This is a genomic window from Azospirillum sp. CT11-132, assembly GCF_047302835.1.
In the GTDB taxonomy this organism is placed as follows: domain Bacteria; phylum Pseudomonadota; class Alphaproteobacteria; order Azospirillales; family Azospirillaceae; genus Azospirillum.
This window is the reverse complement of record NZ_JBGLZA010000003.1, coordinates 716,828-743,206: the sequence shown is the minus strand read 5'-3', so window position 1 is coordinate 743,206 and position 26,379 is coordinate 716,828. Positions and strand designations below refer to the sequence as shown.

21 protein-coding genes are annotated in these 26,379 nt (G+C 68.6%); 8 read left to right on the top strand and 13 right to left on the bottom strand.

The window, feature by feature from the left end:
• Nucleotides 1-106: 106 nt before the first annotated feature.
• From ACCD06_RS09290 to ACCD06_RS09280, 3 genes are all read left to right on the top strand, one after another.
• Entirely contained in the window at nt 107-2,473 is a 2,367-nt protein-coding gene (locus ACCD06_RS09290) for an MHYT domain-containing protein (RefSeq protein WP_413340221.1), read from the top strand.
• A gap of 142 nt (nt 2,474-2,615) precedes the next feature.
• Nucleotides 2,616-5,444, top strand: a complete 2,829-nt coding sequence (locus tag ACCD06_RS09285) for a penicillin acylase family protein (protein ID WP_413340219.1) — start codon at nt 2,616-2,618, stop codon at nt 5,442-5,444.
• Entirely contained in the window at nt 5,441-6,655 is a 1,215-nt protein-coding gene (locus tag ACCD06_RS09280) for a threonine ammonia-lyase (RefSeq protein ID WP_136705540.1), read from the top strand. Before ACCD06_RS09285 ends, ACCD06_RS09280 begins: the two co-directional genes overlap by 4 nt.
• 11 nt (nt 6,656-6,666) lie before the next feature.
• On the opposite strand, the gene ACCD06_RS09275 is transcribed toward ACCD06_RS09280, so the two are convergent.
• The 8 genes from ACCD06_RS09275 to ACCD06_RS09240 all read right to left on the bottom strand — a co-directional run bounded on the left by ACCD06_RS09275 (nt 6,667) and on the right by ACCD06_RS09240 (nt 13,068).
• Nucleotides 6,667-7,437, bottom strand: coding sequence for an ABC transporter ATP-binding protein (locus ACCD06_RS09275; protein WP_109074744.1), 771 nt, complete (start codon nt 7,435-7,437; stop codon nt 6,667-6,669).
• Complete coding sequence (locus tag ACCD06_RS09270; RefSeq protein WP_413340217.1) at nt 7,425-8,195, bottom strand: ABC transporter permease; 771 nt, start codon at nt 8,193-8,195, stop codon at nt 7,425-7,427. The genes ACCD06_RS09275 and ACCD06_RS09270 overlap by 13 nt, the downstream gene beginning before the upstream one ends.
• 12 nt (nt 8,196-8,207) lie before the next feature.
• Nucleotides 8,208-9,233, bottom strand: coding sequence for an ABC transporter substrate-binding protein (locus ACCD06_RS09265; RefSeq protein ID WP_109074743.1), 1,026 nt, complete (start codon nt 9,231-9,233; stop codon nt 8,208-8,210).
• 183 nt (nt 9,234-9,416) lie between these two features.
• Nucleotides 9,417-9,545, bottom strand: coding sequence for a hypothetical protein (locus tag ACCD06_RS09260; RefSeq protein WP_256379244.1), 129 nt, complete (start codon nt 9,543-9,545; stop codon nt 9,417-9,419).
• A 142-nt stretch (nt 9,546-9,687) separates the two neighbouring features.
• Entirely contained in the window at nt 9,688-9,975 is a 288-nt protein-coding gene (locus ACCD06_RS09255; protein WP_149270555.1) for a DUF1330 domain-containing protein, read from the bottom strand.
• Nucleotides 9,976-10,074: 99 nt separating this feature from the next.
• Nucleotides 10,075-11,469: an NAD(P)(+) transhydrogenase (Re/Si-specific) subunit beta gene (locus tag ACCD06_RS09250; protein WP_413340214.1), complete on the bottom strand. Its 1,395-nt coding sequence runs from the start codon at nt 11,467-11,469 to the stop codon at nt 10,075-10,077.
• Between the two features lie 4 nt (nt 11,470-11,473).
• Nucleotides 11,474-11,893 (bottom strand): NAD(P) transhydrogenase subunit alpha, encoded by a 420-nt coding sequence (locus ACCD06_RS09245; protein ID WP_136705537.1) that lies wholly within the window; start codon nt 11,891-11,893, stop codon nt 11,474-11,476.
• Between the two features lie 26 nt (nt 11,894-11,919).
• The gene (locus tag ACCD06_RS09240; protein ID WP_413340212.1) at nt 11,920-13,068 is read right to left on the bottom strand and encodes a Re/Si-specific NAD(P)(+) transhydrogenase subunit alpha; all 1,149 of its coding nucleotides are present in this window, start codon (nt 13,066-13,068) and stop codon (nt 11,920-11,922) included.
• Nucleotides 13,069-13,453: 385 nt separating this feature from the next.
• On the opposite strand from ACCD06_RS09240, the gene ACCD06_RS09235 reads away from it, so the two are divergent.
• Nucleotides 13,454-13,702 (top strand): DUF2312 domain-containing protein, encoded by a 249-nt coding sequence (locus ACCD06_RS09235; protein WP_012973951.1) that lies wholly within the window; start codon nt 13,454-13,456, stop codon nt 13,700-13,702.
• Between the two features lie 50 nt (nt 13,703-13,752).
• Here the strand turns inward: ACCD06_RS09235 and ACCD06_RS09230 are convergent, their stop codons facing one another.
• Nucleotides 13,753-15,999, bottom strand: a complete 2,247-nt coding sequence (locus tag ACCD06_RS09230) for an anthranilate synthase (RefSeq protein ID WP_413340210.1) — start codon at nt 15,997-15,999, stop codon at nt 13,753-13,755.
• A 276-nt stretch (nt 16,000-16,275) separates the two neighbouring features.
• Nucleotides 16,276-16,995 (bottom strand): phosphate signaling complex protein PhoU, encoded by a 720-nt coding sequence (phoU, locus tag ACCD06_RS09225; RefSeq protein ID WP_136705534.1) that lies wholly within the window; start codon nt 16,993-16,995, stop codon nt 16,276-16,278.
• 188 nt (nt 16,996-17,183) lie between these two features.
• Here phoU and ACCD06_RS09220 point away from each other — a divergent pair, with 188 nt between their 5' ends.
• Nucleotides 17,184-18,497: a pentapeptide repeat-containing protein gene (locus ACCD06_RS09220; RefSeq protein ID WP_109154016.1), complete on the top strand. Its 1,314-nt coding sequence runs from the start codon at nt 17,184-17,186 to the stop codon at nt 18,495-18,497.
• A 69-nt stretch (nt 18,498-18,566) separates the two neighbouring features.
• Here ACCD06_RS09220 and ACCD06_RS09215 read toward each other — a convergent pair whose 3' ends face one another.
• A complete protein-coding gene (locus ACCD06_RS09215; protein WP_109157549.1) occupies nt 18,567-19,082 on the bottom strand; it encodes a MarR family winged helix-turn-helix transcriptional regulator in 516 nt (171 codons plus the stop codon).
• A 538-nt stretch (nt 19,083-19,620) separates the two neighbouring features.
• Here ACCD06_RS09215 and aguB point away from each other — a divergent pair.
• Nucleotides 19,621-20,529 (top strand): N-carbamoylputrescine amidase, encoded by a 909-nt coding sequence (gene aguB / locus ACCD06_RS09210; protein ID WP_109157550.1) that lies wholly within the window; start codon nt 19,621-19,623, stop codon nt 20,527-20,529.
• Between the two features lie 50 nt (nt 20,530-20,579).
• Here aguB and ACCD06_RS09205 read toward each other — a convergent pair whose 3' ends face one another.
• Nucleotides 20,580-21,173, bottom strand: coding sequence for a putative metalloprotease CJM1_0395 family protein (locus tag ACCD06_RS09205; protein ID WP_109157551.1), 594 nt, complete (start codon nt 21,171-21,173; stop codon nt 20,580-20,582).
• Nucleotides 21,174-21,265: 92 nt separating this feature from the next.
• Entirely contained in the window at nt 21,266-22,300 is a 1,035-nt protein-coding gene (locus ACCD06_RS09200; protein WP_413340207.1) for a histone deacetylase family protein, read from the bottom strand.
• 328 nt (nt 22,301-22,628) lie between these two features.
• Between ACCD06_RS09200 and ACCD06_RS09195 the strand changes: the two genes are divergently transcribed.
• Nucleotides 22,629-25,457: an SLBB domain-containing protein gene (locus ACCD06_RS09195; protein ID WP_413340205.1), complete on the top strand. Its 2,829-nt coding sequence runs from the start codon at nt 22,629-22,631 to the stop codon at nt 25,455-25,457.
• Nucleotides 25,454-26,248: a colanic acid biosynthesis glycosyl transferase gene (locus ACCD06_RS09190; protein WP_413340203.1), complete on the top strand. Its 795-nt coding sequence runs from the start codon at nt 25,454-25,456 to the stop codon at nt 26,246-26,248. The genes ACCD06_RS09195 and ACCD06_RS09190 overlap by 4 nt, the downstream gene beginning before the upstream one ends.
• Nucleotides 26,249-26,379: the final 131 nt, after the last annotated feature.

Sequence of the window (26,379 nt, the reverse complement as noted above, 5' to 3'; positions counted from 1 at the left end):
TTTCGTTTGCAGGAAGGGGCTGGCACCTTCACCAAAATTGTTCCTGTACACGCACAATCAGGTCTGCTCCCTCCCCGAACGTGGTCCCACAACAGCAAAGCCCACCGTGCCCGGCCATTACGACCCCCTCCTCGTCGCGTTGTCATACGTAATCGCCGTGTTCGGCGGCTATGTGGCGCTGGATCTCGCCCATCACAGCGGCAACGGCACGGCCAATCCCTCCATCGCTCCGAACCGCCGCGGCGATTCCGAGCGCGACCCGGGCGACGGCCGGCGGCTGGCGAGTGCGGCGCTGGCGCTGGGGGCGGGGATTTGGTCGATGCACTTCATCGGCATGCTCGCCTATCGCAGCGACATACCGATCAGCTACGACGCCGGGCTTACCGCATTGTCCTTCCTGCTGGCGGTGGCCGTTTCCGGGGCCGGCCTGTTCGCCGTCGCCCGCAACCGTCCCCGCCGTCACACCCTGCCGGTGGCGGGAACCCTGACGGGGCTGGGCATCGTCAGCATGCACTATGTAGGGATGGCGGGCATGCGCATGGACATGAACCTGTCCTACGACGTCATTCTGGTCGCCGTTTCGGTGGCCGTCGCCATCGTCGCCTCCACCGTGGCCTTGTGGCTGGCCTTCCGGACCCAGCGCCCGCTGCAACGTGCCGCCGGTGCCGTTCTGCTGGGCCTGGGCGTGGTGACGATGCACTACACCGGCATGGCCGCGGCCGGGATGGAGCCGATAACCGAAGTGAGCACCGCGGCGCCCGACAGCATGGGCGCTTACCACGCCATGCCGGCCCATGCGATGACCTCCTCCGGGCAGCGGATGGCGCTTTCCCCCTCCCTGCTGGCGATCATGACGGGAGTGGGCACGCTGCTGCTGCTTTCGCTCGCGATGCTGTCGTCGCTGCTCGACCGCCGGCAGCAGGCGGAGCGGTCGGCGGAACAGGAGGCGCGCTATCGCGCCATCGTCGACACCGCGGTCGACCCCATCATCCTGATCGACGACCAGGGCACCGTCGAATCCTTCAACCATGCGGCGGAGAAGACCTTCGGCTACCGCGCCGACGAGGTGATCGGCCGCAACGTCAACATGCTGATGCCGGAGCCGTACCGGAGCGCCCATGACGGCTATCTCGACCGCTATCACCGGACGGGAGAGCGGCGGATCGTCGGGATCGGCCGCGAGGTGGAAGGGCTGCGCAAGGACGGCTCCACCTTCCCGCTCGACCTGTCGGTGGGTGAATGGCATGTCGGCAGGCGGCGCATGTATACCGGCATCATGCGCGACATCACCGCCCGCAAGGCCGCCGAGGAAGCGATCCTGCGCGCCCGCGACGAGGCGGAGGCGGCGAGGATCGAGGCGGTCCGAGCCCGCGACGACGCCCAGCGGGCCGACCGCGCGAAGACCAAGTTCCTGGCCGCCGCCAGCCACGATCTGCGCCAGCCGCTGCAGTCGCTGTTCTTCTTTGCCCACGCCTTATCGGACAAGCTGCAGGACCACCCCACGTCGCCGCTGCTGGCCAGCATGACCGATTCGCTGAACGGTCTCCGGGTGATGCTGGACAGCCTGCTGGACGTGTCGCGGCTGGATGCCGGGGTTGTGAAGCCCGGCATCACCGATTTCGCGCTCGGGCCCCTGCTGGACCGGCTGGCGGAGGAATACCGCATCCGCGCCACCGAATCCGGGCTGACGCTGCGCCATGTCCCGACCTCCGCCTGGACCAGCAGCGACCCCGCCCTGCTGGAACGCATCCTGCGCAACCTGATCGAGAACGCCATCCGCTATACCGAGCGCGGCCATATCCTGGTCGGCTGCCTGCACCGCGGCGGTACTCTGCGGCTGGCGGTGATCGACCAGGGCATCGGCATCCCCGCCGACAGGACGGGGGACATCTTCCAGGAGTTCATCCAGCTCGCCAACCCGGAACGCGACAGGCGCAAGGGTCTGGGACTGGGGCTGGCGATCGTGCGGCGGCTGGCCGGATTGCTGGACCATGAGGTCGTGGTGCGCTCGACACCCGGCCGCGGCAGCGGCTTCTTCCTCGACCTGCCAACGGCGGTTCCCCGCCCGGTCCCGAAACCGGTGCGCTGCCCGACCGAACTGCCGGACGCCAAGGGGCTGATCGTGGTCGTCGACGACGACACCATCATCCTGCTCAGCATGCGGGCGATGCTGGAGGAGTGGGGATACGAGGTGGTCGCCGCCGTGTCGGCCGACGAGGCGATCGCGTCGCTGCTGAATCTCGGCCGGCAACCGGCGATGATCGTCGCCGACTATCGCCTGCGTGAAGGACGGACGGGGGTGGAGGCGATCCGCGACATCTACGGCGTCTGCGGCGTGCGCGTCCCCGCCGTGGTTCTGACCGGCGACACCGACCCCGCCCGCATCGCCGAGGTGCAGCGCAGCGGCCACCGCCTGATCCACAAGCCGGTGTCGGCCCCGATGCTGCGCGAGATCCTGACCTCGGCCGCATAGGCGGGACGCGGCGGCAAAAAGCGCCCGACTCCACCGAAGCAACCCTGGACGGGCCGGCGGCCGGGAGACTAGCATCCGCCACCCGAACGAGCCCCCCGGCGGCCCCCGCCCGTCGCCGCCCCATTCTCTCTCACGGACCGTGATGCTGCGCCGTTCCCTGATCCGCGCCGGCGAGACCTGCGCTTTCCATCTCCGCGCCGCCCTGGCGCGTGCGCTGTCCCGCCCCGCCCCTCCTGCCGCACCGCCCGCTGCACCTCCTTATGCCGGCCATCCGGCGCCCCCGCAGCAGCCACCGGTCCCGTACCCTGGCGCACCCTATCCCGGCGCACCCTACCCGCAGGCTCCGCAGCAGTCGGTCTATCCGCCCGACGGCTACCCGCCCGGAAGCTATCCGCCCGGGCAGCCCTATCCCTATCCGCAGCAGCCGGCGCCGCCCTATGGCGTGCAGCCGCCGCAAGCGGTTCCTCCCTACGCCCCTCCCCCGCAGTATCCGCTCCAAACCCCACCGTCCAACCGGCCGCCGGGACGCCCGCAATTCCGCCTGCCGCGCGGGCGCTGGGGCAAGGTGGCGGTCGTCGCGGGCGTGCTGGTTCTGCTGCCCCCGGTGACGCTGCTCGGCGCCTATTGGTGGATGCGGGCGCAGCAGCCGCAGACCAGCGGCACCATAGCCATCCCCGGCAGTGGCGCCCCGGCGGAGATCGTCCGCGACAAGCAGGGAGTGGTCCATATCTTCGCGGCGACGGAGGGCGACGCCTACCGCGCGCTGGGCTATGCCCACGCCCAGGACCGGCTGTGGCAGATGGAGACGATGCGCCGTGCCGGCGCCGGCCGGCTGGCCGAGCTGATCGGCACCAAATACGGCGACTTCGCCCTGCGCAGCGACCGGCTGATGCGCACGCTGGGCGTCCGCCGCTCGGCCGAGGCGATGGAAGCCACCCTGTCGCCGGAGGCCCGCACCGCCTTCGAGTCCTATGCCGAGGGGGTGAACGCCTATCTCGCCACACGGTCGGAGGCGCTGCCGATCGAATTCCAGCTTCTGCGCCACACGCCGGAGCCCTGGACCGTCACTGACAGCCTGGTCTGGGCCAAGCTGATGGCGCTGCAGCTGTCCGCCAACTACCGCGACGAGCTGTTCCGCTCCCGCGTGCTGGAACGGCTGTCGCCGGCTCAGGTCGACGACCTGTTCCCGCCCGACGCCCCCGGCGCCCCCACGACGCTGGCGACCGACCTGCGCGGCATGGATCTGCGGGAAACCGTGCGCCGCACCCTGGCGGCCCTGCCGCAAATGAGCTTCGACACCGCATCCAATGAATGGGTCCTGACCGGCACCCGCACCACCACCGGCAAGCCGATCCTCGCCAACGACCCGCATCTCGGGCTGGAAGCGCCGATCCTCTGGTATCTCGCCCGCATCGTGACGCCGGACTTTACCGTCGCCGGCGCCACGGTGCCGGGCGTGCCGCTGGCCATCCTCGGCCACAACGGCAAGGTCGCCTGGGGCTTCACCACCACCCACAGCGACACGCAGGACCTGTTCGTCGAGAAGCCCGACCCGCAGGATCCCGCCCGCTATCTGACCCCCGACGGCAGCCAGCCCTTCGAGACGCGCGCCGAGACCATCGCCATCGCCGGCGAGCCGTCGCAGACGCTGACCGTGCGCAACACGCGGCATGGCCCGGTCATTTCCGACCTCGACGCCATGCCCGCCGGCAATGCGCCGACAGGCAACGCGCCCGGCCCGGTGCTGGCGCTGTCCTTCCCCGGCCTTGCCGACGACGACACCAGTGCGGAGGCGCTCTACCGCCTGAACCACGCGGCATCGGCGGAAGCGGCGCGCGAAGCGATGCGCCTGCATGTCGCTCCGCAGCAGAACGTCGTCTATGCGGATGTGTCGGGCACGGTCGGCTTCATCTCCGCCGGCCGGGTGCCGATCCGCCGCAAGGGCGACGGCCGCGTGCCGGTTCCCGGCTGGACCGGCGAGTATGACTGGACCGGCTTCCTGCCCTATTACGCCCTGCCGCAGGCGGTGAATCCGCCGTCCGGGCAGTTCGTCAACGCCAACAACGCTGTGGTCGGACGCGACTATCCCTATCGCCTCGCGACCGAATGGCCCGATCCGTCGCGCGCAAAGCGCATCGTCGAGATGCTGGGCACCGGGCGCTTTTCCGTCGAGGAGGTGGCGCAGCAGCAGATGGATATCGTCTCGCTTCCCGCCCGCGACTTCCTGCCCGAACTGCTGAAATATCCGTCCCCACCCGGCCTCGCCAACGATGCGGCGGCGCTTCTCCGCAATTGGGACGGCCGGATGGACCGCAACCGGCCGGAACCGCTGATCTTCACCGCCTGGATGCGCGAACTGGTCCGTGCGGTGTTCGCCGACGAACTCGGGCCCGATTTCGCCTCCTACTGGGACCTGCGGCCGGAGGCTTTGCGCCATGTCCTGAACGAGCGGCCGGAGTGGTGCGACGACGTCACCACGCCGCAGAAGGAAGGCTGCGCCGACGTGATCGGCCGGTCGCTGGAGGCGGCGGTGGCGATGCTGGCCGAGCGTCACGGCTCCAGCCCGAAAAGCTGGCGCTGGGGCGACGACCACAAGGCGGCGCTGGTCCACCGGATGCTGAGCCGCCTGCCGCTGATCGGCGGCACTGCCGACCTGTCGGTGGAAACCGACGGCGGCTTCTTCACCGTCAACCGCGGGTCGACCTCGACCCGCGACCCGGCAAACCCGTTCCGCCATGTCCATGGCGCCGGGTTCCGCGCGGTCTATGATCTGGCCGATCTGGACAATTCCCGCTTCGTGATCGCCACCGGCCAGTCCGGCAACATCTGGTCCCGCCATTGGGGCGATCTGGTCGGACTGTGGCGCGACGGCGGCTCGTTGCGTCTGGCCGGCGACCGTGGCACGCTGGTCTCGGCAGGGGCGGAGGTGCTGACACTCACACCACGCAACACCGGGACAAACAAGAAATGACCATCACTCTGGAGGACGTGCGCGCCGCGGCGGCGCGCATCGCGGGGCATCTGTCCCGAACGCCCACGGTTCCGGCGCCCCGCCTGGGGGACATGGCGGGGTGCCGGCTGCACGTGAAGCTGGAGAGCCAGCACGCCACCAGTTCCTTCAAGGAGCGTGGCGCGCTGAACAAGTTGTTGTCGCTGGGCGAGGCGGAGCGCCAAGCCGGCGTCATCGCCATGTCCGCCGGCAACCACGCCCAGGCGGTGGCCTGCCACGCCACGCGGCTCGGCATCCGCTCCACCATCGTCATGCCCGCCTTCACCCCCTTCACCAAGGTGGAGCGGACGGAGAATTTGGGCGCCACCGTCGAGTTGCATGGCGAGACGCTGAGCGAGGCCGCCGCCTTCGCCCACGATCTGGCGGCGCGCGACGGGCTGACCTTCGTCCATCCCTACGACGACCCGCTGGTCGCCGCCGGCCAGGGCACGACAGCGCTGGAACTGCTGGAGGACGTCCCGGACCTCGACGTGCTTGTGGTCCCGATCGGCGGCGGCGGGCTGATCGCCGGCATGGCGACGGCGGCCAAGGCGCTGCGGCCGGATCTGGAGATCGTCGGCGTGCAGTGCAGCCTCTACCCCGCCGTGCGTCAGGCGCTGGCGGGGCAGCCGATCACCTGCGGCGGCGCCACGGTGGCGGAGGGCATCGCGGTGAAGGCGCCCGGCGCCCTGACCCTGCCGATCATCCGCGCGCTGGTCGACGATGTGGTCGAGGTGGGCGAGGCCCGGCTGGAGGAAGCGGTCTACCGCCTCGCCACCATGCAGAAGCTGGTCGCCGAAGGGGCCGGCGCCGCCGCGCTCGCCGCCATTCTGGAAGAGCCGGAGCGTTACCGCGGCCGCAAGGTCGGCATGGTGCTGTCCGGCGGCAACATCGACTCGCGCATCATGGCGCAGGTGCTGATGCGCGGGCTGGTCTATGAGGGGCGGATCGTCCGCCTGCGCATCGGCATCACCGACGCCCCCGGCGCACTGGCCCGCGTCACCCGCCTGCTCGGCGAGGCCGGCGCCAACATCGTCGAGGTCCACCACCAGCGCCTGTTCCACAATGTGCCGGTGAAGATGGCCGAGGTGGACGTGGTGCTGGAAACCCGCAACCAGACCCATGTCGATGCGCTGATCGCACGGATGAAGGACGCGGGCTATCCGACCAGCCTGATGGTTGAGGTGGGGTAGGACCCCACCCCTCAGATGCTGTAATTGTCCGCGATCTCCGACCGCAGCTGTTCCACCTGATCGCGGAACACCGAGCCGTCCCGGCCGGCGCTGTTGCGCACGTCGCGCACCACGCGGGCCGGGGTGCCGCCCAGCACGATGATGCGGTCGGCCAGATGCACCGCCTCTTCCAGATCGTGGGTGACGAACAGCACGGTCTTGCCGGTCTCCTGATGGATGCGGCGAAGCTCGTCCTGCAGATTGTGGCGGGTGATGGCGTCGAGCGCGCCGAACGGCTCGTCCATCAGCAGGATGTCCGGGTCCACCGCCATGGCGCGGGCGATGCCGATGCGCTGGCGCTGGCCGCCCGACAGCTCGTAGGGCCAGCGGCGGGCGTAGCCGTCGAGCCGCACCAGCTTCAACGCGGCTTCCGCGCGCCGGCGGCGCTCGTCACGGCTGACCGGCAGGCCCTCCAGGCCGAACTCCACATTGCGGATCACCCGGCGCCAGGGCAGCAGTCGGGAGTCCTGGAACACCAGCCCGACCGGGCGATGACCGGGGCGCTGGTCCTGGTGGATGGTGACGCCGCCGCTGCGCGCGGTGTGCAGCCCGGCGACGACGCGCAGCAGCGTGGACTTGCCGACGCCGGACGGGCCGACGATGGCGACGAAGCTGCCGCGCTCGACCGACAGGTTGACGTCGACCAGCACCGGCGGCGCGTCCTTGCCATAGCCGATGGACACGTCCTCGAGGTCGATGACCGACCCGGCGGTGGACGTCTTGGAAAGGGTCACCGCTGCCATGAGAGCACCCGCGACTGAACTTGCATGAACAGGAAATCCGACACGCCGTAGAGCAGCGCGATGGTGACCATGTAGAGCACGACGATGTGCGTGGCCAGCAGGCCGGACGCCTCCATCATCCGCATGCCGAGGCCGGAGATGCCGAACAGTTCGGCCGCGACCACCGTCATCCAGCCCTGCCCCAGCCCGGCGCGCATGCCCGACAGGATGCCCGGCAGGGCGCCCGGGAGGATGATCTTGAACAGGCGCGGGATCAGCCCGCCCTGCCCGAAGGCATGGCCAAGCTCGATCAGGTCCTTGTCCACCCCGCGCACCGCGGCATAGCTGGCGTAGTAGTTGATCCAGAACACCGTCAGCGAGATCAGGAAGGACGCCGCCCCTTCGCTGACGCCGAACCAGATGATGGCGAAGGGGATCCAGGCGATCGCCGGGATCGGGCGCAGCATGCGCACGACCCAGGCCTGGAAGGCGTCCCACTTGCCCCACAGTGCCGCCGCCGTGCCGAAGGACACGCCGAGGAAGGTGCCCAGCGACAGCCCGACCAGATAGTGCGACAGGCTGGCCAGCACCATCTCCTGCCAGGTGCCGCTCTTGAACTCGGTCAGGAAGGCGGCGGGCACTGCGCTCGGCGAGGGCAGCAGCCGGGCCGGCACGACGCCGCTTCGCGCCACCGCTTCCCACGCCAGCAGGAAGACGAGCACGCCCAGCGCCGATAGGGCGACTTTCTGATAGGACTTCATCGGCTTGTCGGTCTGCATCGGTCGGCCGGCTTACTTGGCGGCGGCGTCGTAGAAGCTGAAGTCGAAGGCCTCGGCCACCGGCACCGTCTCGCTGGCCGAGCCGATCTCCTTGGTGTAGGCCATCATCTGCTCGACCGCCGGCACGACCTTGTGCGGGTCGGCGAGGAAGTTGGACCCCGGCCCCTTGAAGGCGGCTTCCAGCGTCGCCGGCTCCAGCAGGCCCTTGCCGAGATAGTTGTTCACCAGCTTCGCCGACGCGGCCGGATCCTTGGCGATCATGTCGACGGCGCGGATGTGGGCCTTCAGCAGGGCCTTGATGGCGTCGGGATGCGCCTTCAGCACTTCCGCGCGGGCGGAGACCACGGTGCCGGGCTGGTTCGGAAACATCTGGGCGCCGGTGGCGAGCAGCGCGACGTTCGGGTCCATCTGCTGGGTGACGGTCACCGTCGGCTCGCGGATGGTGGCGGCGTCGAGCGCGCCGGCCAACAGGGCCTGCTGCGTCTTCTCGATGCCCATCGGCACCAGTTCCACGTCGGCGGGATCGACCTTCACCACCTTGAACAGCCAGTACTTCAGCACGGTGTCGGGAACGGAACCCGGCGGCTGGGTGCCGAACTTCGGCTTGCGGCCGGTATCGGCGGCGAACTTCTTGAAGGACTCCGCGGTCGGGTTGGTGCCCACCGCCTTGGCGAAGGGACCGCGCGCGGCGACCACCATTTCCTCCACCGCCGAATTGGCGATGACCGAGATGTCGGCGCCCTTGGTGCGGGCGACCAGCACCGGGGCGACGCCGGCATAGAGCAGGTCGATCTTGCCGGCGGCCATCGCCTGGATGGCGTGCGGGCCGGATTCGAAGCGGGTCAGCTTCAGCTCGATCCCCGCATCCTTGGCCCAGCCCTGCCCATCGACGATGAACAGCGGCGACGCCGCCAGGATCGGAATATAGCCGATCTCCAGCTTCACCGGATCGGCAGCGCGCACGGTGCCGGGCATCACGGCGGCGGTGCCGAGGGCAACCAGGGCGGCAAGGGTGAAGCGGCGGGTGGTGCGAAGCATCGGATCATCCTCGACTGGGGTTCCGAGGCTATTTAGCACGATTGCACGGATGGAGAAGAGCGATTTCCACATAACTGGAAAAGGGAATTCAATATCACACAAAAAATCTTTGTTATTAACACACCGGACAACGCCGGAAAGCCGCAGAAATTGTGGGTTCGGCGCGGCTTGGACGGTAGGGCCTCAGCTCTCCGTCAGCAGGTAGAGCGAAACGCCGCAGAGCGATACCCCCACCAACAGGATCGCAACCGCGATGCGGGTCCAGAGCGTGAGGTGCGAATCGAACGGTTCGCAGAGATCGTCATCGTCCATGGCCTGATTTCCGTCACTGTGGGGAGGACGGCGGGGATAAGCCGCCGTCTCTCGGTGACGGTAAGCGATAGCGGGGCCGTGTTGCTGCGGTGTGTCCCGTGAACGATGTTGTGTAACCGACGGTAACGGCGCCGGCGGTCGGTTACAGACCCTCGACCACGATCATCTTGAAATCGGCGGCATCGCGACGCGCCTCGCGCGCCTTGCGGTATTCCGGGCTGTCGTAGAAGGCCTTGGCCGCCGCCATGTCCGGGAATTCCAGGATGACGATCCGGTTGGGCTGCCAATCGCCTTCCAGCACCGCCGTCTCGCCGCCGCGGCTGATGAAGCGTCCGCCGTTCCTGGCGATCGCATCGGGGGTCAGCGACTTGTAGACCTCATAGGCGACGGGGTCGGTCACGCGGACGTCGGCAATGATGTAGGCGGTCATGGTTTCCGCATCCTCTCTTGTCGTTTTTCGGCCCAAAAGAAACGGGCGCGGAAAGCCTTGCTTCCCGCGCCCGCTCCGGTCAACCGCTATGGATGCCGGTCAGGCTTCCATAGCCTTGACGACCTCTTCGGTGACCTTCTTGGCGTCGCCGAACAGCATCATGGTGTTGGGGCGGAAGAACAGCTCGTTCTCGACGCCGGCGTAACCGGCGGCCATGCCGCGCTTGATGAAGAACACCGTCTTGGCCTTCTCCACGTCGAGGATCGGCATGCCGTAGATCGGCGATGTCGGATCGGTCTTGGCCGCCGGATTGGTCACGTCGTTGGCGCCGATGACGAAGGCCACATCCGCCGTGCCGAAGTCGCGGTTGATGTCCTCCAGTTCGAACACCTCGTCGTACGGCACGTTGGCCTCGGCCAGCAGCACGTTCATGTGACCGGGCATGCGGCCCGCCACCGGGTGGATGGCGTACTTCACATCCACGCCTTCGTGCTTCAGCACATCGGCCATTTCACGCAGGGCATGCTGCGCCTGGGCCACCGCCATGCCATAGCCGGGGACGATGATGACCGACTGGGCGTTCTTCATGATATAGGCGGCATCCTCGGCCGAGCCGGCCTTGACCGAGCCCTGCGGACCCTTGGCGGGGCCGCCGGCCGCGGCACTCTCGCCGCCGAAGCCGCCGAGGATGACGTTGAAGATCGAGCGGTTCATGCCCTTGCACATGATGTAGGACAGGATCGCACCCGAGGATCCCACCAGCGCACCGGTGATGATCAGCAAATTGTTCTGCAGGGTGAAGCCGATGCCGCAAGCCGCCCAGCCGGAGTAGCTGTTCAGCATCGAGATGACCACCGGCATGTCGGCGCCGCCGATCGGCAGGATCAGCAGGAAGCCGAGCGCCAGCGCCACCAGGATGATCAGCCACATGGCGGCGGACGAGTTCGACTGCACCAACCAGATGATCAGGATGACGGTCAGCACGCCCAGCGCCGCGTTCAGCGGGTGCTGCATCGGGAAGACCAGCGGCTTGCCGGTGACCAGACCCTGCAGCTTGGCGAAGGCGACCAGCGAGCCGGTGAAGGTGATCGCACCGATGGCGGTGCCGAGCGCCATCTCGACCAGCGAGCCCTTGGCGATGGCGCCGCGCAAGCCGATGCCGTAGGCCTCCGGCGAATAGAAGGCGGCGAGCGCCACGAAGACGGCGGCCAGACCGACCAGCGAGTGGAAGGCCGCGACCAGCTGCGGCAGCGCCGTCATCTCGATCTTCTTGGCGACGACATAGCCGATGGCACCGCCGATGGCGATGCCCAGCACGATCATCCAATAGGACTGGACGATGGGCGAGGCCAGCGTGGTCAGGATGGCGATGGTCATGCCGACCATGCCGTAGATGTTGCCCTGGCGCGAGGTCTCCGGGCTGGAGAGCCCGCGCAGCGCCATGATGAAGCAGATGGAGGCGACGAGATAGAGAAGGGCCGACAAGGTTTCCATGGTCTTACTTGCCCTTCTTCTTGAACATGGAGAGCATGCGCTGGGTCACGAGGAAGCCGCCGAAGATGTTGACGGACGCCAGGATGACGGCGAGGAAGCCCAGGACCTTGGAGAAGTCCAAGCCGGCCGGGCCGGCGGCGATCAGCGCGCCGACGATGATGACCGACGACACGGCGTTGGTGACGGCCATCAGCGGCGAGTGCAGGGCCGGGGTGACGCGCCAGACGACGTAGTAGCCGACGAAGCAGGCCAGCACGAGCACCGTCAGGCCGGTGACGAAGAAGCTGCCGTGACCGCCGGCGGCCTCGGTAACGGGCTGCGCGGTGTGCGCGGCCTGAGCGGCCAGCAGGTCGGCCTGCTGGCTCAGCGCCGCGAGGTTCGCCTTCAGCTCGGCAATACGGGCGGACAGTTGGGTCTGATCCATTGCGGTAAGTCTCCTCAGGCGCCCGGTCAGCCGGCGAAGGCGGGGTGGACGACGGCGCCGTCGCGGGTCAGCGCGATGGCCTTGACGATCTCGTCGTCCCAGTTGACGGCCACGCCGGTGTCTTTCCCGTGCAGCGACGTCAGCAGCGCCAGCAGGTTCTTGGCGTAGAGCAGCGAGGCGCTTTCGGCGATGCGGCTGGCGTAGTTGGCATGGCCGACGATCTTCACGCCGTTGGCCGTGGTCACCACCTCGCCCAGCTTGGCGCCCTCGACGTTGCCGCCCTGCTCCACCGCCAGATCGATGATGACCGACCCCGGCTTCATCGACGCCACATGCTCCGCCGTCACCAGGATCGGCGCCTTGCGGCCGGGGATCAGCGCCGTGGTGATGACGATGTCCTGCTTCTTGATGTGCTCGGCGACCAAGGCGGCCTGCTGGCGCTTGTAGTCGTCCGACATCTCCTTGGCATAGCCGCCGGCGGTCTCCGCTTGGCGGAACTCGTCATTCTCGACGGCGACGAAGCTGCCGCCCAGCGACTGCACCTGCTCCTTCACCGCCGGGCGCACGTCGGTGGCCGAGACGATGGCGCCAAGCCGCTTGGCGGTGGCGATCGCCTGCAGGCCAGCGACGCCGACGCCCATGATGAAGGCGCGCGCCGGCGGAACGGTGCCGGCGGCGGTCATCATCATCGGGAAGGCGCGGCCATACTCGCTGGCGGCATCGACGACGGCCTTGTAGCCGGCGAGGTTGGCCTGGGAGGACAGCACGTCCATGACCTGGGCGCGGGTGATGCGCGGCATGAACTCCATGGCGAAGGCGTTCACGCCGGCATCGGCGTAGGCCTTCACATGGTCGCGGCTGTTGTGGGGGTTGAGGATGGCGAACAGCAGCGCGCCCTTGCGGATGAGCGCCAGTTCGTCCACATCGCCCTCACCGGCGATCAAGGGGCGCTGCACCTTCAGCACGATGTCGGCATCGGCCAGCGCCGACGCCTCGTCGGCGGCGATGGCGGCCCCCGCCGCCTCATAGGCCGCGTCGGTGATGCTGGAACCGAGACCGGCCCCGCTCTCCACCACCACGTCCAGTCCCAAACCCTTCAGTTTCTTCACCGTTTCCGGTGAGGCGGCCACGCGAAGTTCGCCCGCACGTCGCTCCTTTGGAATGGCGACTTTCATTAGATAAAACTCCCCTGCCTCAGATACGCCGATCCCGGCATCCCCCATGGGTCATCGGCCCAGACGACGTGCATACATGCCGTATCCATGCGCCTTTGTGAAGCCGAACCCACCGATGGTAATACCAGCCTATTAGGTGCGCCGCAACAAAGGGAATGGCTGCTTAAGCCCATCGTACGATTGTTTCATACATTAAGACAAATCAGCCATGAGCTGTTCAAACTCCGGCGACGGTGACGCTTGTACGAAGGGATGGTCGCGACGCGATGACGCAGCCGGACCTCTGCCGTGCGTTCCCGCGGCGCATCGCCGGCTTGCCATTCCCCCCGCCCGCCGATATTGTCCCGCCCCGTTCCCGAACACCCCCATCGTTTGAGGTTTTGCCATGTCCGACGTCGGCGGCATCGCGGCGGATCGCCTGAAGTCCTTTGTCGAGCGCATCGAGCGTCTCGAAGAGGAAAAGCGCGGTCTGCAGGAAGACATCAAGGAAGTCTACGCCGAGGCGAAGGGCACCGGTTTCGACACCAAGATCATCCGGCAGATCATCCGCCTGCGGAAGATGGACAAGGCCGACCGCCAGGAGCAGGAAGCCATCCTGGAGCTCTATAAGGAAGCGCTGGGCATGGTGGAGTGACGGGCTTCCCCGTCACTCTTACTCCATCGAAGTCACGCAGCGGCGGCCCTTCAGGCCGCCGCTTCGCGTTCCGGCACCGCGCTGACGCGCCCGGCCAGCCGGTCCATCACATTGGCGACCAGCGCCAGCCCGGAACCGCCACCGGCGGCGCCGTCCAGGGTCAGGATCGATTCGGGATGGAACTGCACCGCGGCCAGCGGCAGCGTCCGGTGCTCGATCGCCATCACGGTGCCGTCCTCCGTCTCCGCGGTTACCCGCAGCTCCGGCGGCAGGCTGTCGCGACGCGCCACCAGCGAATGGTAGCGACCCGCCCGCATCCCCTGCGGCAGCCCCTCGAAAAGCCCGATAGGCAGCCCACCGCCCTGGTGACGCAGGGGTGAGGCCTTGCCGTGCATCGGCTCCGGCAGGCGCTCCAGTTCCGCACCGAAATGCTCGGCCATTCCTTGCAGCCCGAGGCAAACGCCGAACACCGGCACGCCGAGGTCGAGCGCCGCCTGCAGGCTACCGCCGACATCGAAATCGGCCGGCCGCCCTGGTCCGGGCGACAGAACCAGCAGGTCGGGCGGGTCGCTGCGCAGGGCCGCCCGCGCGTGGGCATGGCGCAGCGTCGTCACGCTCGCCCCCGTCTGACGGAAATAGTCGGCCAGCGTGTGGACGAAGCTGTCGTCATGATCGACCAGCAGCACCCGCCGGCCCTCCCCGCTTCGCTTTGCCCCGGCCTGGACCACCGACAGCCGCGGCCCAGCGCCCTCGCCACGCACCGCGTCGAGGAAGGCCGACGCCTTAAGCCGGCATTCGGCATCCTCCGCATCCGGATCGCTGTCCGACAGCAGGGTGGCGCCGGCGCGGACGAAGGCGATGCCGTCCTTCATGCGGATGGTGCGCAGGGTCAGCCCGGTGTCCATTCCACCGTCGAAGCCGATGCGGCCGAAGGCCCCGCCGTACCAGCGGCGCGGCGACCGTTCGGTATCCTCCAGGAACTGCATGGCCCAGCGCTTCGGCGCGCCGGTCACGGTCACCGCCCAGGTGTGGGTGAGGAAGGCGTCCAGCGCGTCGAAGCCGTCACGCAGCCGCCCTTCCACATGATCGACGGTATGGATCAGACGGGAATACAGCTCGATCATCCGCCGGCCGATGACGCGGACGGAACCGGGCTCGCACACCCGCGCCTTGTCGTTGCGGTCGACATCGGTGCACATGGTCAGCTCCGCCGCATCCTTGGCAGAGTTCAGCAGCGTCAGGATCTGCGATGCGTCGTCGAGCGCGTTGCCACCGCGCGCCACGGTGCCGGAGATCGGGCAGGTCTCGACCCGCCGGCCGCCGACGCGCACATACATCTCCGGGCTGGCGGCAACCAGGAACTCGCCGTCGCCCAGATTGATCAGCGCTTCATAGGGTGCCGGGTTGGCCGTGCGCAGGCGGCGGAAGATGGTGGCGGGGCTGTCGGCGCAGGGTTCGGCGAAAGTCTGGCCGGGGACCACCTCGAACAGGTCGCCGCGGTTGAAGGCCTCCTTCGCCGCCCGCACCACCTGCTGGTACTCGCCGGGGGCATGGTCGCACTCCGCGGCGGCGTTGGTGTCGGGACGATAAGCGTGCACCCGCCCGCCGCCGGCAAAGCCTTCCGTCGAGACGCCATCGACCACGAACTCGTAGGTGAAGCGCCGCGCCACCCCGGCGGCGTGATCGACCACCAGCAACCGGTCGGGCAGGTACAGCACGAGGTCGCGCTGGTCGTCCGGCCGCTCCAGCCGGCGCCGGATCGGCTCGAACTGGAAGGCGAGATCATATCCGAAGGCGCCATAGAGCCCCAGGAACGGCTCCTCCGGGCAGGCGAACAGCGCCATCAGCGCCCGCAGTACACTGAAGACGGAGGGCTGGCGGCTGCGCTCCTCCTCGGCGAAGACCCCGGCCGGGCGGCGCACCAGGGCGGTGACACGCCCGGCAGTCACCTCCAGCCCGATAAGCGCCCCGTGCCCATCCAGCGCGCGGGCCACGGCGGGCAGCAGCAGCCGACCGCGCGGGTTCAGCGCGTCGATGCGCACGGTCCGGCCGCGCGCGGTCACCGACAGCGGCGGATCGACAAAGCCCAGTGCCTGACGCCGGTAGCGGCCGGGTGCCTCCACCCCGCCGGACAGCAGCAGGCCGCGCCGCTCGTCGAGTACGGTGACGAGCGCATCGACCGACTCGGCAAGCGCCACCGGCTCGGCGGTGCGGCGCAGGCCGAGGCCACCGCCGGTCACGGCGGCGACGGGTTCGAGGAAGACGGGGTCGGCGAGGAACAGGTGGGACGGGATCATGACGGCGGTGCTCCGGTTCGGGCGTCTTTTCGGTGACGCCGCCCGGTGCTTCCGCCTGCCTGTCCGTTCTTCCGCTGGATGACCCGCTGTGTCGGGTCAGGAAAAAGGCCGCTCCGGATGCACCGGGCGGCCTTTTCTTCTCAATCCACGCTTACGCGCATTGCCAGGCCGGCCCGTGGGAGACGGGCCACCACCAATGCTGCGACAGGAGGGGCGAGGACATGTTCATGGCAGCAACCGCAACACAGGGCGGGGCCGCCTGTCAAGCACTCCCTGTTACGCCCGCGCCGGCGGCGGGGCGACGGCGTAGCTGCTGAGGTCCTCCTTGCGGCGCTCGTCGGACGGCAGGCGGCCCTTGACCAGGAAGCTGATGTTCTCCGCCACGTTGGTGGCGTGGTCGCCGATGCGTTCGATCGATTTGGCGGCGAACAGCAGATGGGTGCAGCCGGTGATCTGCGCCGGCGTCTCCATCATGTAGGTCAGGAATTCGCGGAACAGAGCGGTATAGGCGGCATCGACTTCCCCGTCGCAATCGCGGACGGCGGCGGCGAGGTCGGCATTCTGTTCGGTGTAGGCGCGGCGCATGTCGCCGATCATCGCCTGCACCATGCGGCCCATGCGAACCAGCGAGGCGACCGGCGGCGCCACCGGCAGGGTGGCCAGCGTGACCGCCCGCTTGGCGACCGATCCGGCGAAATCGCCCATCCGCTCCAGGTTCGAGGCGATCTTCAGCGCAGCGACGATCTCACGCAGGTCCTTCGCCATCGGCTGGCGCAGGGCCAGAAGGCGGACGGTCATCGCCTCCACCTCCATCTCCAGCCGGTCGATCTCGGCATCGCCCTTCAGCACCTCGCCCGCGATCCCGGCGTCGGGGCCGGCCAGCGAATCGAGCGCCAGCCCGACCTGCCGCTCCACCAGTTCGCCCATCCGGTCGATGGCGCTGCGCAGGGCCGCCAGTTCGGTGTCGAAAGCCGCAAGCGTGTGTCCACCCGACATGATCCCCAACTCCCCATTATGACTGGCCTGTTGCAGGCGGTGCTGCGCCCGACGCCCCGCAGATGGGGCCCGCCGCCGCCGTCGCCAAGCCGCCTCGGCACTGGAGGCGGCTTTAACCTTTGGCATAGATTATTTCCGGACACTGGTCTATCGATGGACCACGCAACCATGCAGACCGGGCAGGACCGATGACACCGCACGAGTTGGTTGCCGTGCTGGAAAAGCACGAGCGCTGGCTGAAGAACAAGTCGGGCGGTTCGCGCGCCAACCTGACCATGGCGAACATGGAAGGCTCGAACCTGTCCGGGGTGAACCTGGCGCAGGGCAAGCTGTCCGGCGCCAACCTGTCCCATTGCGACCTGTCAAACGCCAATCTCAGCACCGCCGACCTGTTCGCCGCCCATCTGACGAAGGCGGATCTGTCCGGCTGCAACCTGTACCGCGCCGACCTGCGCGGCGCCCACATGCGCGGCGCCAAGATGAAGCGCGCCATCCTTCGCGAGGCCGATCTGCGCGGCGGCGCCCTGCTCTATGGCGGACAGGGCGGCAAGAACGGCAAGGGGCTGGATTTCGTCCGCTCCGACCTGACGGGGACGGATTTCGACGATGCGTCGCTGACCAACGCCAACCTGTCCGGCGCCGACCTGACCGACGTGTCGATGAACGGCGCCGATTGCGAGGGCGCGTTGCTGACCGGCGCCACGCTGATGCGCGCCAGCATGAAGAACTGCAATCTCGCCCGCGCCGACCTGCGCGGCAGCAACCTGTCCGGCGTGAACCTGCAGGGCGCGGTGCTGCGCGACGCCAATCTGACCGGCGCGATGCTGGCCGGCGCCAACCTGCGCAACGCCGATCTGCAGGGCGCGAAGCTGGAGGGCGCCGATCTGACCGGGGCCGACACCACCGGCGCCAATCTGGCGCGGTCGGCCGACAATTTCTCGGTCCAGATCCAGCAGGCGCTGCACAGCCACTACACCTGGATCAACACCAACGGCACGATGGGGGCACGGGCCGACCTGACCGGCGCCGACCTCAGCCATATCGACCTGACTGGCGTGAACCTGTCGGGCGCCAACCTGAAGCGGGCAAATCTCAGCGGTGCCAAGATGCGCGAGGCGCTGCTGATCATGTGCGACATCTCCGAAGCCGTGCTGGCCGGCGCCGATTTCAGCGCGGCGATCCTGGACGGCGCCAATCTGCGCGGCGCCGACATGGACGGTGTGCGGCTGGACGGGGCCGGAGTCGGCTGGGTCGACATCAAGGGGCCGGACGGCCAGCCGACCGGACGGCTGTGGGCGGCGAACCTGACCGGGGCGCGGCTGACCGGCAGTTCCTGCGTCCGCACCAACCTGCGCGGGGCCAACCTGTCGGACTGCGACTTCAGCAATGCCAACCTGACCGGGGCGATCCTGAGCGACGCCAACATCCGGGATGCGAAATTCTCCGGCGCCAATCTGACCGGCGCCAGCCTGCCGCCGCCGCCGGATCCGGATGACGACTGATCCGACGGCGTGTGATCTGGACGGCGATTGATCCGCCGTAGCGGCGACGGCCGTCTGCCGTCACCGGCGCTACTCTTCCTCGCTCTCGCGGGCGGCGGCGGAGGCGGCGTTCAGGTTGGCACCGACGCGGCGCAGCACGTCCAGCGTCACGTCCAGTTCCTCCGGCGCGATGCCGTCGATGGCGATCTGGGCGATCTCGGACGCGCTGGGCATCATCGTGTCGCGCAGGGCCCGGCCCTTGTCGGTCAGGAAGATGTTCATCTTGCGGCGGTCGTGGCTGTTGCGGACGCGCTGGACCAGCCCTTGCGCCTCCATCACGTTGACCGCGGTGACGGTGGTCGGCTCCATCATGCCGACGCGGTGGCTCAATTCCCGCTGGGTCAGGCCGTCCTCCTCCCACAGGGCGCGCAGGAAGAACCATTGCCCCATGCTGACCCCAGACCGCGCGATGCGCGTCTGCAGGGCGCGGGCGAAGGCGCGATTCACTTCCCGGACGACGAACGATAAAGCACCGTCGGCCGAACCGGCCTGGTCCTCCGACTCGCCGGGGCGTTCGGGCCCCCACCCCTTGACAGACGCCTCCATACCGACAATCTCTCTGCCGTCGTTCCCGTGCCCGCAACCATCCACGCCGACCGGCGCCGACCGCCGGGCAGTCACCTGTCGAGGCGACGCTGCGGCATCGTGTCCGTCGGGTCCATGCCTGTCTGGTAACACCACCTTGACACGAAGGGGCATGGCTGCGTCATCCAATCATAACGTGTTGTGTGCAAAGCGCAAATCAATTGCGCGGTCTGCGATCACCGACATGCAATGATATGTCACCCCCGGCCCCGCCGAACACCGTCAGCATAAGCAGAACCTCTCATTCGATTCTTCTCATGGCCGCCTTGTGTCGCCTCCATCTTTTTGGCGCGGCCAACGGACACCATATCCGCATATGATGATCGATATGATCATTGCCAATTGGATCGGTATTACTTGGCAGTTCGTGCGGCACCGATCGGGCAATGTGAATATTTCGCTAAATTGTTGATAAACCCCTTCCACCGGCTTGCATAGGATGCGGCCTTTGGTCACACGAGTACGCAAACCGCCTTCACACAGGAGCCGAGAGCCCGCAATGACCGCTTCGACCACCGTTCCTTCGTCCCGTACCGTCACCGTCGCCGCCACCCAGATGGCCTGCAGCTGGGACCGTGCCGCCAACGTCGACGGCGTCGAATCGCTGATTCGCGAGGCCGCCGCCAAGGGCGCGCAGATCATCCTGCCGCAGGAGCTGTTCGAGACCCCCTATTTCTGCAAGGACCAGAAGCAGTCGCTGTTCGAACTGGCCGCTCCGGCCGAGGGGCATCCGGTGATCGGACGCATGCAGGCGCTGGCCCGCGAGTTGTCGGTGGTGATTCCCGTCAGCTTCTTTGAGAAGGCGCGCAACGCCTATTACAACTCGATGGCAATGGTCGATGCCGACGGCAGCCTGCTGGGCGTCTACCGCAAGTCCCACATCCCCGATGGCCCCGGTTATCAGGAGAAGTTCTATTTCAGCCCCGGCGACACCGGCATCCAGGTGTTCAAGACCCGCTACGCCACCGTCGGCTGCGCCATCTGCTGGGACCAGTGGTTCCCGGAGACCGCCCGCGTCATGGCGCTGAAGGGGGCGGAGATCCTGCTCTATCCCACCGCCATCGGTTCGGAGCCGCAGGATTCCTCGATCGACAGCCAGGGTCATTGGACGCGGGTGATGCAGGGCCATGCCGGCGCCAACCTGATGCCGCTGGTCGCCTCCAACCGCGTCGGGGTAGAGCAGGGGGAAAGCTGCGCGCTGACCTTTTACGGCTCGTCCTTCATCGCCGGGCCGCAGGGGGAAATCGTGGCGCAGGCCGACCGTGAGAGCCGGACGGTCCTGACCGCGACCTTCGACCTCGACCGGATCGCGGCACAGCGCGCCTCCTGGGGCGTCTTCCGCGACCGCCGTCCGGAGCTGTACGGCGCCCTGCTGACGCTGGACGGCGAGACGACGCCGCGTCGCTGATCGGGTCGGACGGGGAGGACCGGGAAAGGCGGTGCAGACGCCGCGCGGCGTCAGACCGTCAGCCCCCTCCCCGCTCCGGCGGAATTGCCCAGCGCCTGTGCCGCGCCATAGGCGGCAGCCGCCCGTCCGGACGCGGTGTCACCGCCCTGCCGGCGCTGTTCCGACTGGGCCTGCAGCTTCGCCGCGTCCGCCTGCGCGGCGACGCGCAAATCCTGCGGCGACGGATCGGCCGGGGCAAGAGCCGCGGCCTTCACCTGCTCCATCTTGGCGACGGTGGCGGTCGGTTCCGATTCGGGACTGACGTCGATCGGCACCTCGCCGGCGGTGGCGTAGTTCTTGCCGTCCGGCCCACGGGTGAAGGTGAAGGAGGCACCGCCGGCCTGGGCGCCGCCGGCCGCCTGATGCGCCGCCTCGTGCTGGCGGACGCTGGTGTCGGCCTGCTTGAGCTTCTGGACCTGCTGCTGTGCCGCGTCGGACAGGGTGACGGTGTCGGTGGAGCCACCGCCCTGCCCCTTCCCTTCGGCACTGTCCTTCCCGCCGTCCGACGCGGCCTTCCCATCCCGCCGCAGCGGCTGGCTGCGTGGGGGGGCATAGGTCCCGATGGACGGGCTGGTGATGGAAAGGTCGGCAGCCACCGCCCGCATCCTCAAGAAAAGAGGCCGAACTTCCCTTCAATTTAGGACGATTCGGCCGCACCGGCAATGGTGCGACCGCCGTTATGCCGCGATCGCCGCCCTCAGCCCTGCTCGAAACCGGTCAGGACGTTGGCGACATTCACGCCGAGGTCGTCGACGGCATAGCCGCCCTCCAACACGAACAGGGTCGGCAACCCGATACCGGCGATGGCCGCGCCCATGCGCAGGAAATCCTCCGACAGCAGCCGGAAGCGGGAAATCGGGTCGCCGCCATAGGTGTCCGCCCCCAGCGACAGCACCAGCGCGTCGGCACCGAATGCACGGATGCGCGCCGCGGCGGCGGCCAGCGCCTGGGCATAGCCGTCCCAGTCGGTCCCCCAGGGCAGCGTCAGGTTCAGGTTCGCTCCCTCCCCCGCCCCGGCTCCGGTCTCGTCGGCATGGCCGCAGAAATAGGGGAATTCGTCCGCGGGATCGGCATGGATCGACACGAACAGCACGTCGCCGCGCTCCCAGAAAATCTCCTGCGTGCCATTGCCGTGGTGATAGTCGACGTCCAGCACCGCCACCCGCGCGGCTCCGCCGTCGCGCAGGGACTGCGCCGCAATCGCGGCGTTGTTCAGGAAGCAATAGCCGCCGTAGAAGGCATGGCCGGCATGGTGACCGGGCGGACGGCACAGCGCGAAGGCGCTGCCATCGCCGGCCCGCAGGCGGTCGGCGCCGGTCAGCGCGCTGTCGGCGGCGGCGGTGGCGGCCCGCCAGGTCCCGGCGGTGATCGGCGTCCCGGCATCGAAGGAGTAGAAGCCGAGTCGCCCGTCGATGGAGCGCGGCACCCGGCGCCGCGACATGCCCGGCGCCACCCAGTTCAGCGGCAGCGCGTCGATGTCGGCGCCATGTTCCTTCACCCATTCGTCCCAAGCGGTCTGCAGAAAATTGAGATAGCCGGCGTCATGCACCCGTTCCAGCGGCGCGATGCCGTGACGGGTGGGTTCCATGATCGGGCCCAGCCCCACCGCCTCGATCCGCGCCCGGACGATATCGGCGCGGGCCGGCTTCTCATAACAGGGCACGAGCTGGCCGTCGTTGAGTTCGGACCGGCCGGCCTGCAGCCGATGCTCTTCGCTGTGAATGACGATCACGCCACTGGTTTCCCTGATTGTTCCACGACTGTTCCGCCGCCAGGTGCCGTCCGGGCCGGCGCAGTTCGGATCATCATAGACCCGCAGACGGGACGATGGACGATGCCCTTTTGCATGGCGACCCGGATGCGGGCCATTGCCTTTCGGCCGAACGCACGCAATAGTGTTCATTGCCTTCAGCTCGCGTTGTGCGGGTGGTGGATTGGGTTATTGGACATCGATGCTGGCTGCTGCGTGCAGGATATTCGCCCGACTGGCGCCGGGGGCGGCGCCGATTCTGTGGGCGTGCGCCGTGTTGGCCGCGGGGCCGACGCGAACTGACCAGCCATTGCCGCAATCGCCTGGAAGCGCCGCAAACTCTTTCGCTTCTCCCCTCGAAGCTGCCTTCTCCGCCCGCGCCGGCGAGTCGCTGCGCCAATTCGGCTATGACCTGTTCGGCCCTGCCGCGGATGCCGCAGGGGCGGACGCAGCCCCCGGCGCCATTCAGGGCGATTACGTGCTGAACACCGGCGACGCCGTGCTGGTGACCCTGCGCGGCCAGAAATCCTTCAGCAAGCGCTTCACCATCGACCGCAACGGGCAGCTGGTGGTGGACGACCTGCGCCCGCTGACCGCCGCCGGCCTGACGCTGGATGCCCTGCGGCGGGATCTTGCCGCTGCGGCAGCAGCCACATGGCCCAGCACCGACGCCTTCGCCTCGCTGGCGGAGGTGCGACGGATCGGCGTTCTGGTCACCGGCGCCGTCCGCCGGCCGGGCCGGCAGGAGATCAGCGCCTTCGCCACCGTGCTGGACGCCCTGTCCGCGGCCGGCGGGGTGGAGCGTGGCGGCAGCCTGCGCGCCGTGCGGCTGATGCGGGCGGGCGGCAGCGTCACCGTCGACCTCTATGCCCTGCAGATCGCCGGTGCCTCCGGCAATGCGGACATGCCGCTGCGCGACGGCGACCGCCTGTTCGTTCCGCCGCTGGGCGCCACCATCGCCGTCGCCGGCCCGGTGAAACGGCCGGGAATCTACGAGCTTCCGCCCGGCGGCGGCCCGCTGTCGGCTGCGGAGTTGCGCGACCTTGCCGGCGGCTCGCTGCGGCCCGGCCAGGGGCGGCTCCTCCGGTTCGGCATCGGTCCCACCGGCGAGGAGATGACGGAGGAGGTCGCGGACGCCGATGCCAGGCGCTTCGGCGACGGCGACCTGCTGCTGCTCGCCCCGCGGCGCGAGGACCGCCGCGGCGAAGTGCGGCTGGAGGGGCATGTCCTGCGTCCCGGCCCGCGCGCCTGGAGCCGGGCCAAGACGCTGCCTGGACTGCTGTCCCGCACCGATCTGCGCCCCGATCCCTATCTGCCCTTCGCCGCCCTGGAAAGCACCATCCCCGCCACCGGTGCGCGTGACCTGCGGCCGGTCGCCCTGTCCGCCGTCCTGAATGGCAAGGACCGCCGCGACCTGGCCGAAGGCGACACGCTGTATGTGCTGGGGAGCGCGGATGTCGATTTCCTGACCTCGGAGCCGGTGCTGGCCATCCTGCGCGGCGACCGGCAGCCACCGCAGGATGCCTGCCCCGGACTGGTCGCGCTCGCCAGGACCCTGGCGGCGGAACCGGCTGGGCCGCTCGCCACCGGACCGCAGGCCCGCGCCGCCGCCACGCTGACCGGCGCCCGCACGCCCTGTCCGCCGCTGTTCGCCGCGGTGCCAGACCTGCTGCCGCTGGCCCTGCGCCATTCGGTTCTGCGCCTGACCGGCGTGCCGCGCCCCGGCTTCTATCCCATGGCCGACGGGGCGGAGAGCGCCGGCGCCCGCGAGACCATCATCGAGTCGCAAGCGCCGCAGTACGAACTGATCGGTCATGTCCGTCACCCCGGCACCCGCCGGCTGGCGGCCGGGACCACGCTGCGCAAGGCGCTGGCCGACGGCAAGCTGTTGAGACGCGATGTCTATCCGTTGCTGGGCATCGTCGAGCGATACGACCGGCGGACCCTGACCCGGCTCTATCTGCCCTTTTCTCCGCAGGAGGTTGCCGCCGGGCGGGCGGATCGCGGACTGGCCGACGGCGACCGCATCCACCTGTTCGCCGCCGACGACATCCGCAGCCTGGAAAAGCCCGCCGAGGCAGCGACCGATGACAAGGCGGATGGCGAAAGCGAGCCGGCGATGCTGGCGGCCGTGCTCGATCCCGCCATCGTCGCGGTGATCGGCGAGCGGACGGTGCAGGTGCGCGGCGCAGTGCGGGATCCCGGCGGCTACCCGGTCGCCGACCGCACGCCGCTGGCCTCGCTGATCGCCGCCGCCGGCGGTCTGTCCGCCGATGCCGACCCGACGGTGGCGGAACTGACGGCCGCCAACGGCACACGCAGCAGCATCGACCTTTCCCGCGACGGCGCACGATCGGTCGGTCCCGGCGATGCGCTGCGGATCAATCCGCGGCCGCAGGCGCTGGAATCGCGCGCCGTGGCCATCGAAGGGGCGGTGCGCCGCCCCGGCCGCTACGACATCGGCCGCGGCGAGACGCTGTCCTCGCTGATCACGCGGGCCGGCGGCCTGCTGGACGACGCCTATCCCGCCGGGGCGGTATTGACCCGCGAGAGCGAGCGCCGCCGCGAGAAGGAGCAGTTCCAGCGGCAAGCGCGCGAGCTGGAACGGACGCTGGCGCTGGAGGTGGAGAAGGGCGAACCGGTGAAGGCGGAGAATGTCGCGTTGGCCCGCCAACTCGCCGCCCAGCTCCGAAGCGCCGAACCGCTCGGCCGCGTGGTGGTCGAGGCGGACCCCGCCGTCCTGCGCGGCCGCCCGGAGCTGGACCCGCTGCTGGAGCCCGACGACCGTATTCTGATCCCGAAACGGCCGCTGACCGTGGCGGTCTCAGGCGAGGTGCTGCACCCCACCGCCGCGCAGTTCGTCAGCGGCAAGACGGCGGACGATTATCTCGGCGAGGCCGGCGGCACCACCCGCGATGCCGACACCGGCCGGAGCTTCCTGGTCCTGCCCGACGGGCGGGCCCGGCCGCTGGCGCTGTCCTCCTGGAACCACCGGGTGGACGCGATTCCGCCGGGTTCGATCCTGGTGGTACCGCGCGATCCGCGCCCCTTCGACGGTCTGGATGCCACCAAGGCGGTCGGCAACATCCTGAGCCAGTTGGCGATCACGGCCGCCTCGATCTCGGTGATCACCCGATGACGGCGCCCGCCCCTCCCCGCCTCGCCATCCTGACCGTGGTCCGCAACGACCGCGCCGGGCTGGCCGACACCCATGACAGCCTGCGCGGTCAACTGAGCCGCGATGTCGTCTGGCTGGTGGCCGATGGCGCCTCCACCGACGGAACCGCGGAGTGGCTGACCGCCCATGCCGAGAGTCCGCTCTGGTGGCGGTCGTGCCCCGACTCGGGGCTGTACGACGCGATGAACGACCTGCTCGACGCCGCCCGTCGGCTGGACTGCAGCCATGCCCTGTTTCTGAACGCCGGCGACCGGCTGGCGGCGGCGGACAGCGGGACGCGCCTGCTGCAGGCCATTGCCCGGCACCCCGGCTGCGCCCTTCTCTACGGCGATGCGCTGGAGCGGCAGGGGGACGGACGTATCCTCCTGAAGCGCGCCCGGTCGCACCGCTGGGCGCCGCTGGGTATGTTCACCCACCATCAGGCCATGATCTACCGGGTTTCCGCTCTGGCAGACCTTCGCTTCGACCCCCGCTATCGGATCGCAGCCGATTACGCCTTCACGCTTGCTGTTCTTGGCCGCGGTGAGGCGGTGCAGCTGCGCTGGCCCGTCTGCCTGTTCGCCCCCGGCGGCCTGTCACAACGCGATGCCGCCGAGGGCCGGCGAGAGCAAACCGCGATTCGCCGATGCCATTACCGCTGTGGAGCGGCAAGCGCAGCGGCGGTAGCCGCAGCTCAGCGAGTCGCGCTGGCAGTGCGTCATTATTTTCCCTCAGCATACGCGAAATTACGTTTCCGGTGCCCGGAAACATAACGTCTTTTGCATAGGTCCTCCCTCTTCCACCCGAACGGGCCATTGATACGCACAAATGGTTGCATAGAATTTACTTTCTGAACTAAGCATTCTCGCGGCGCCTTCCCTCCGGCTTTCCCTTCGAGGTACGA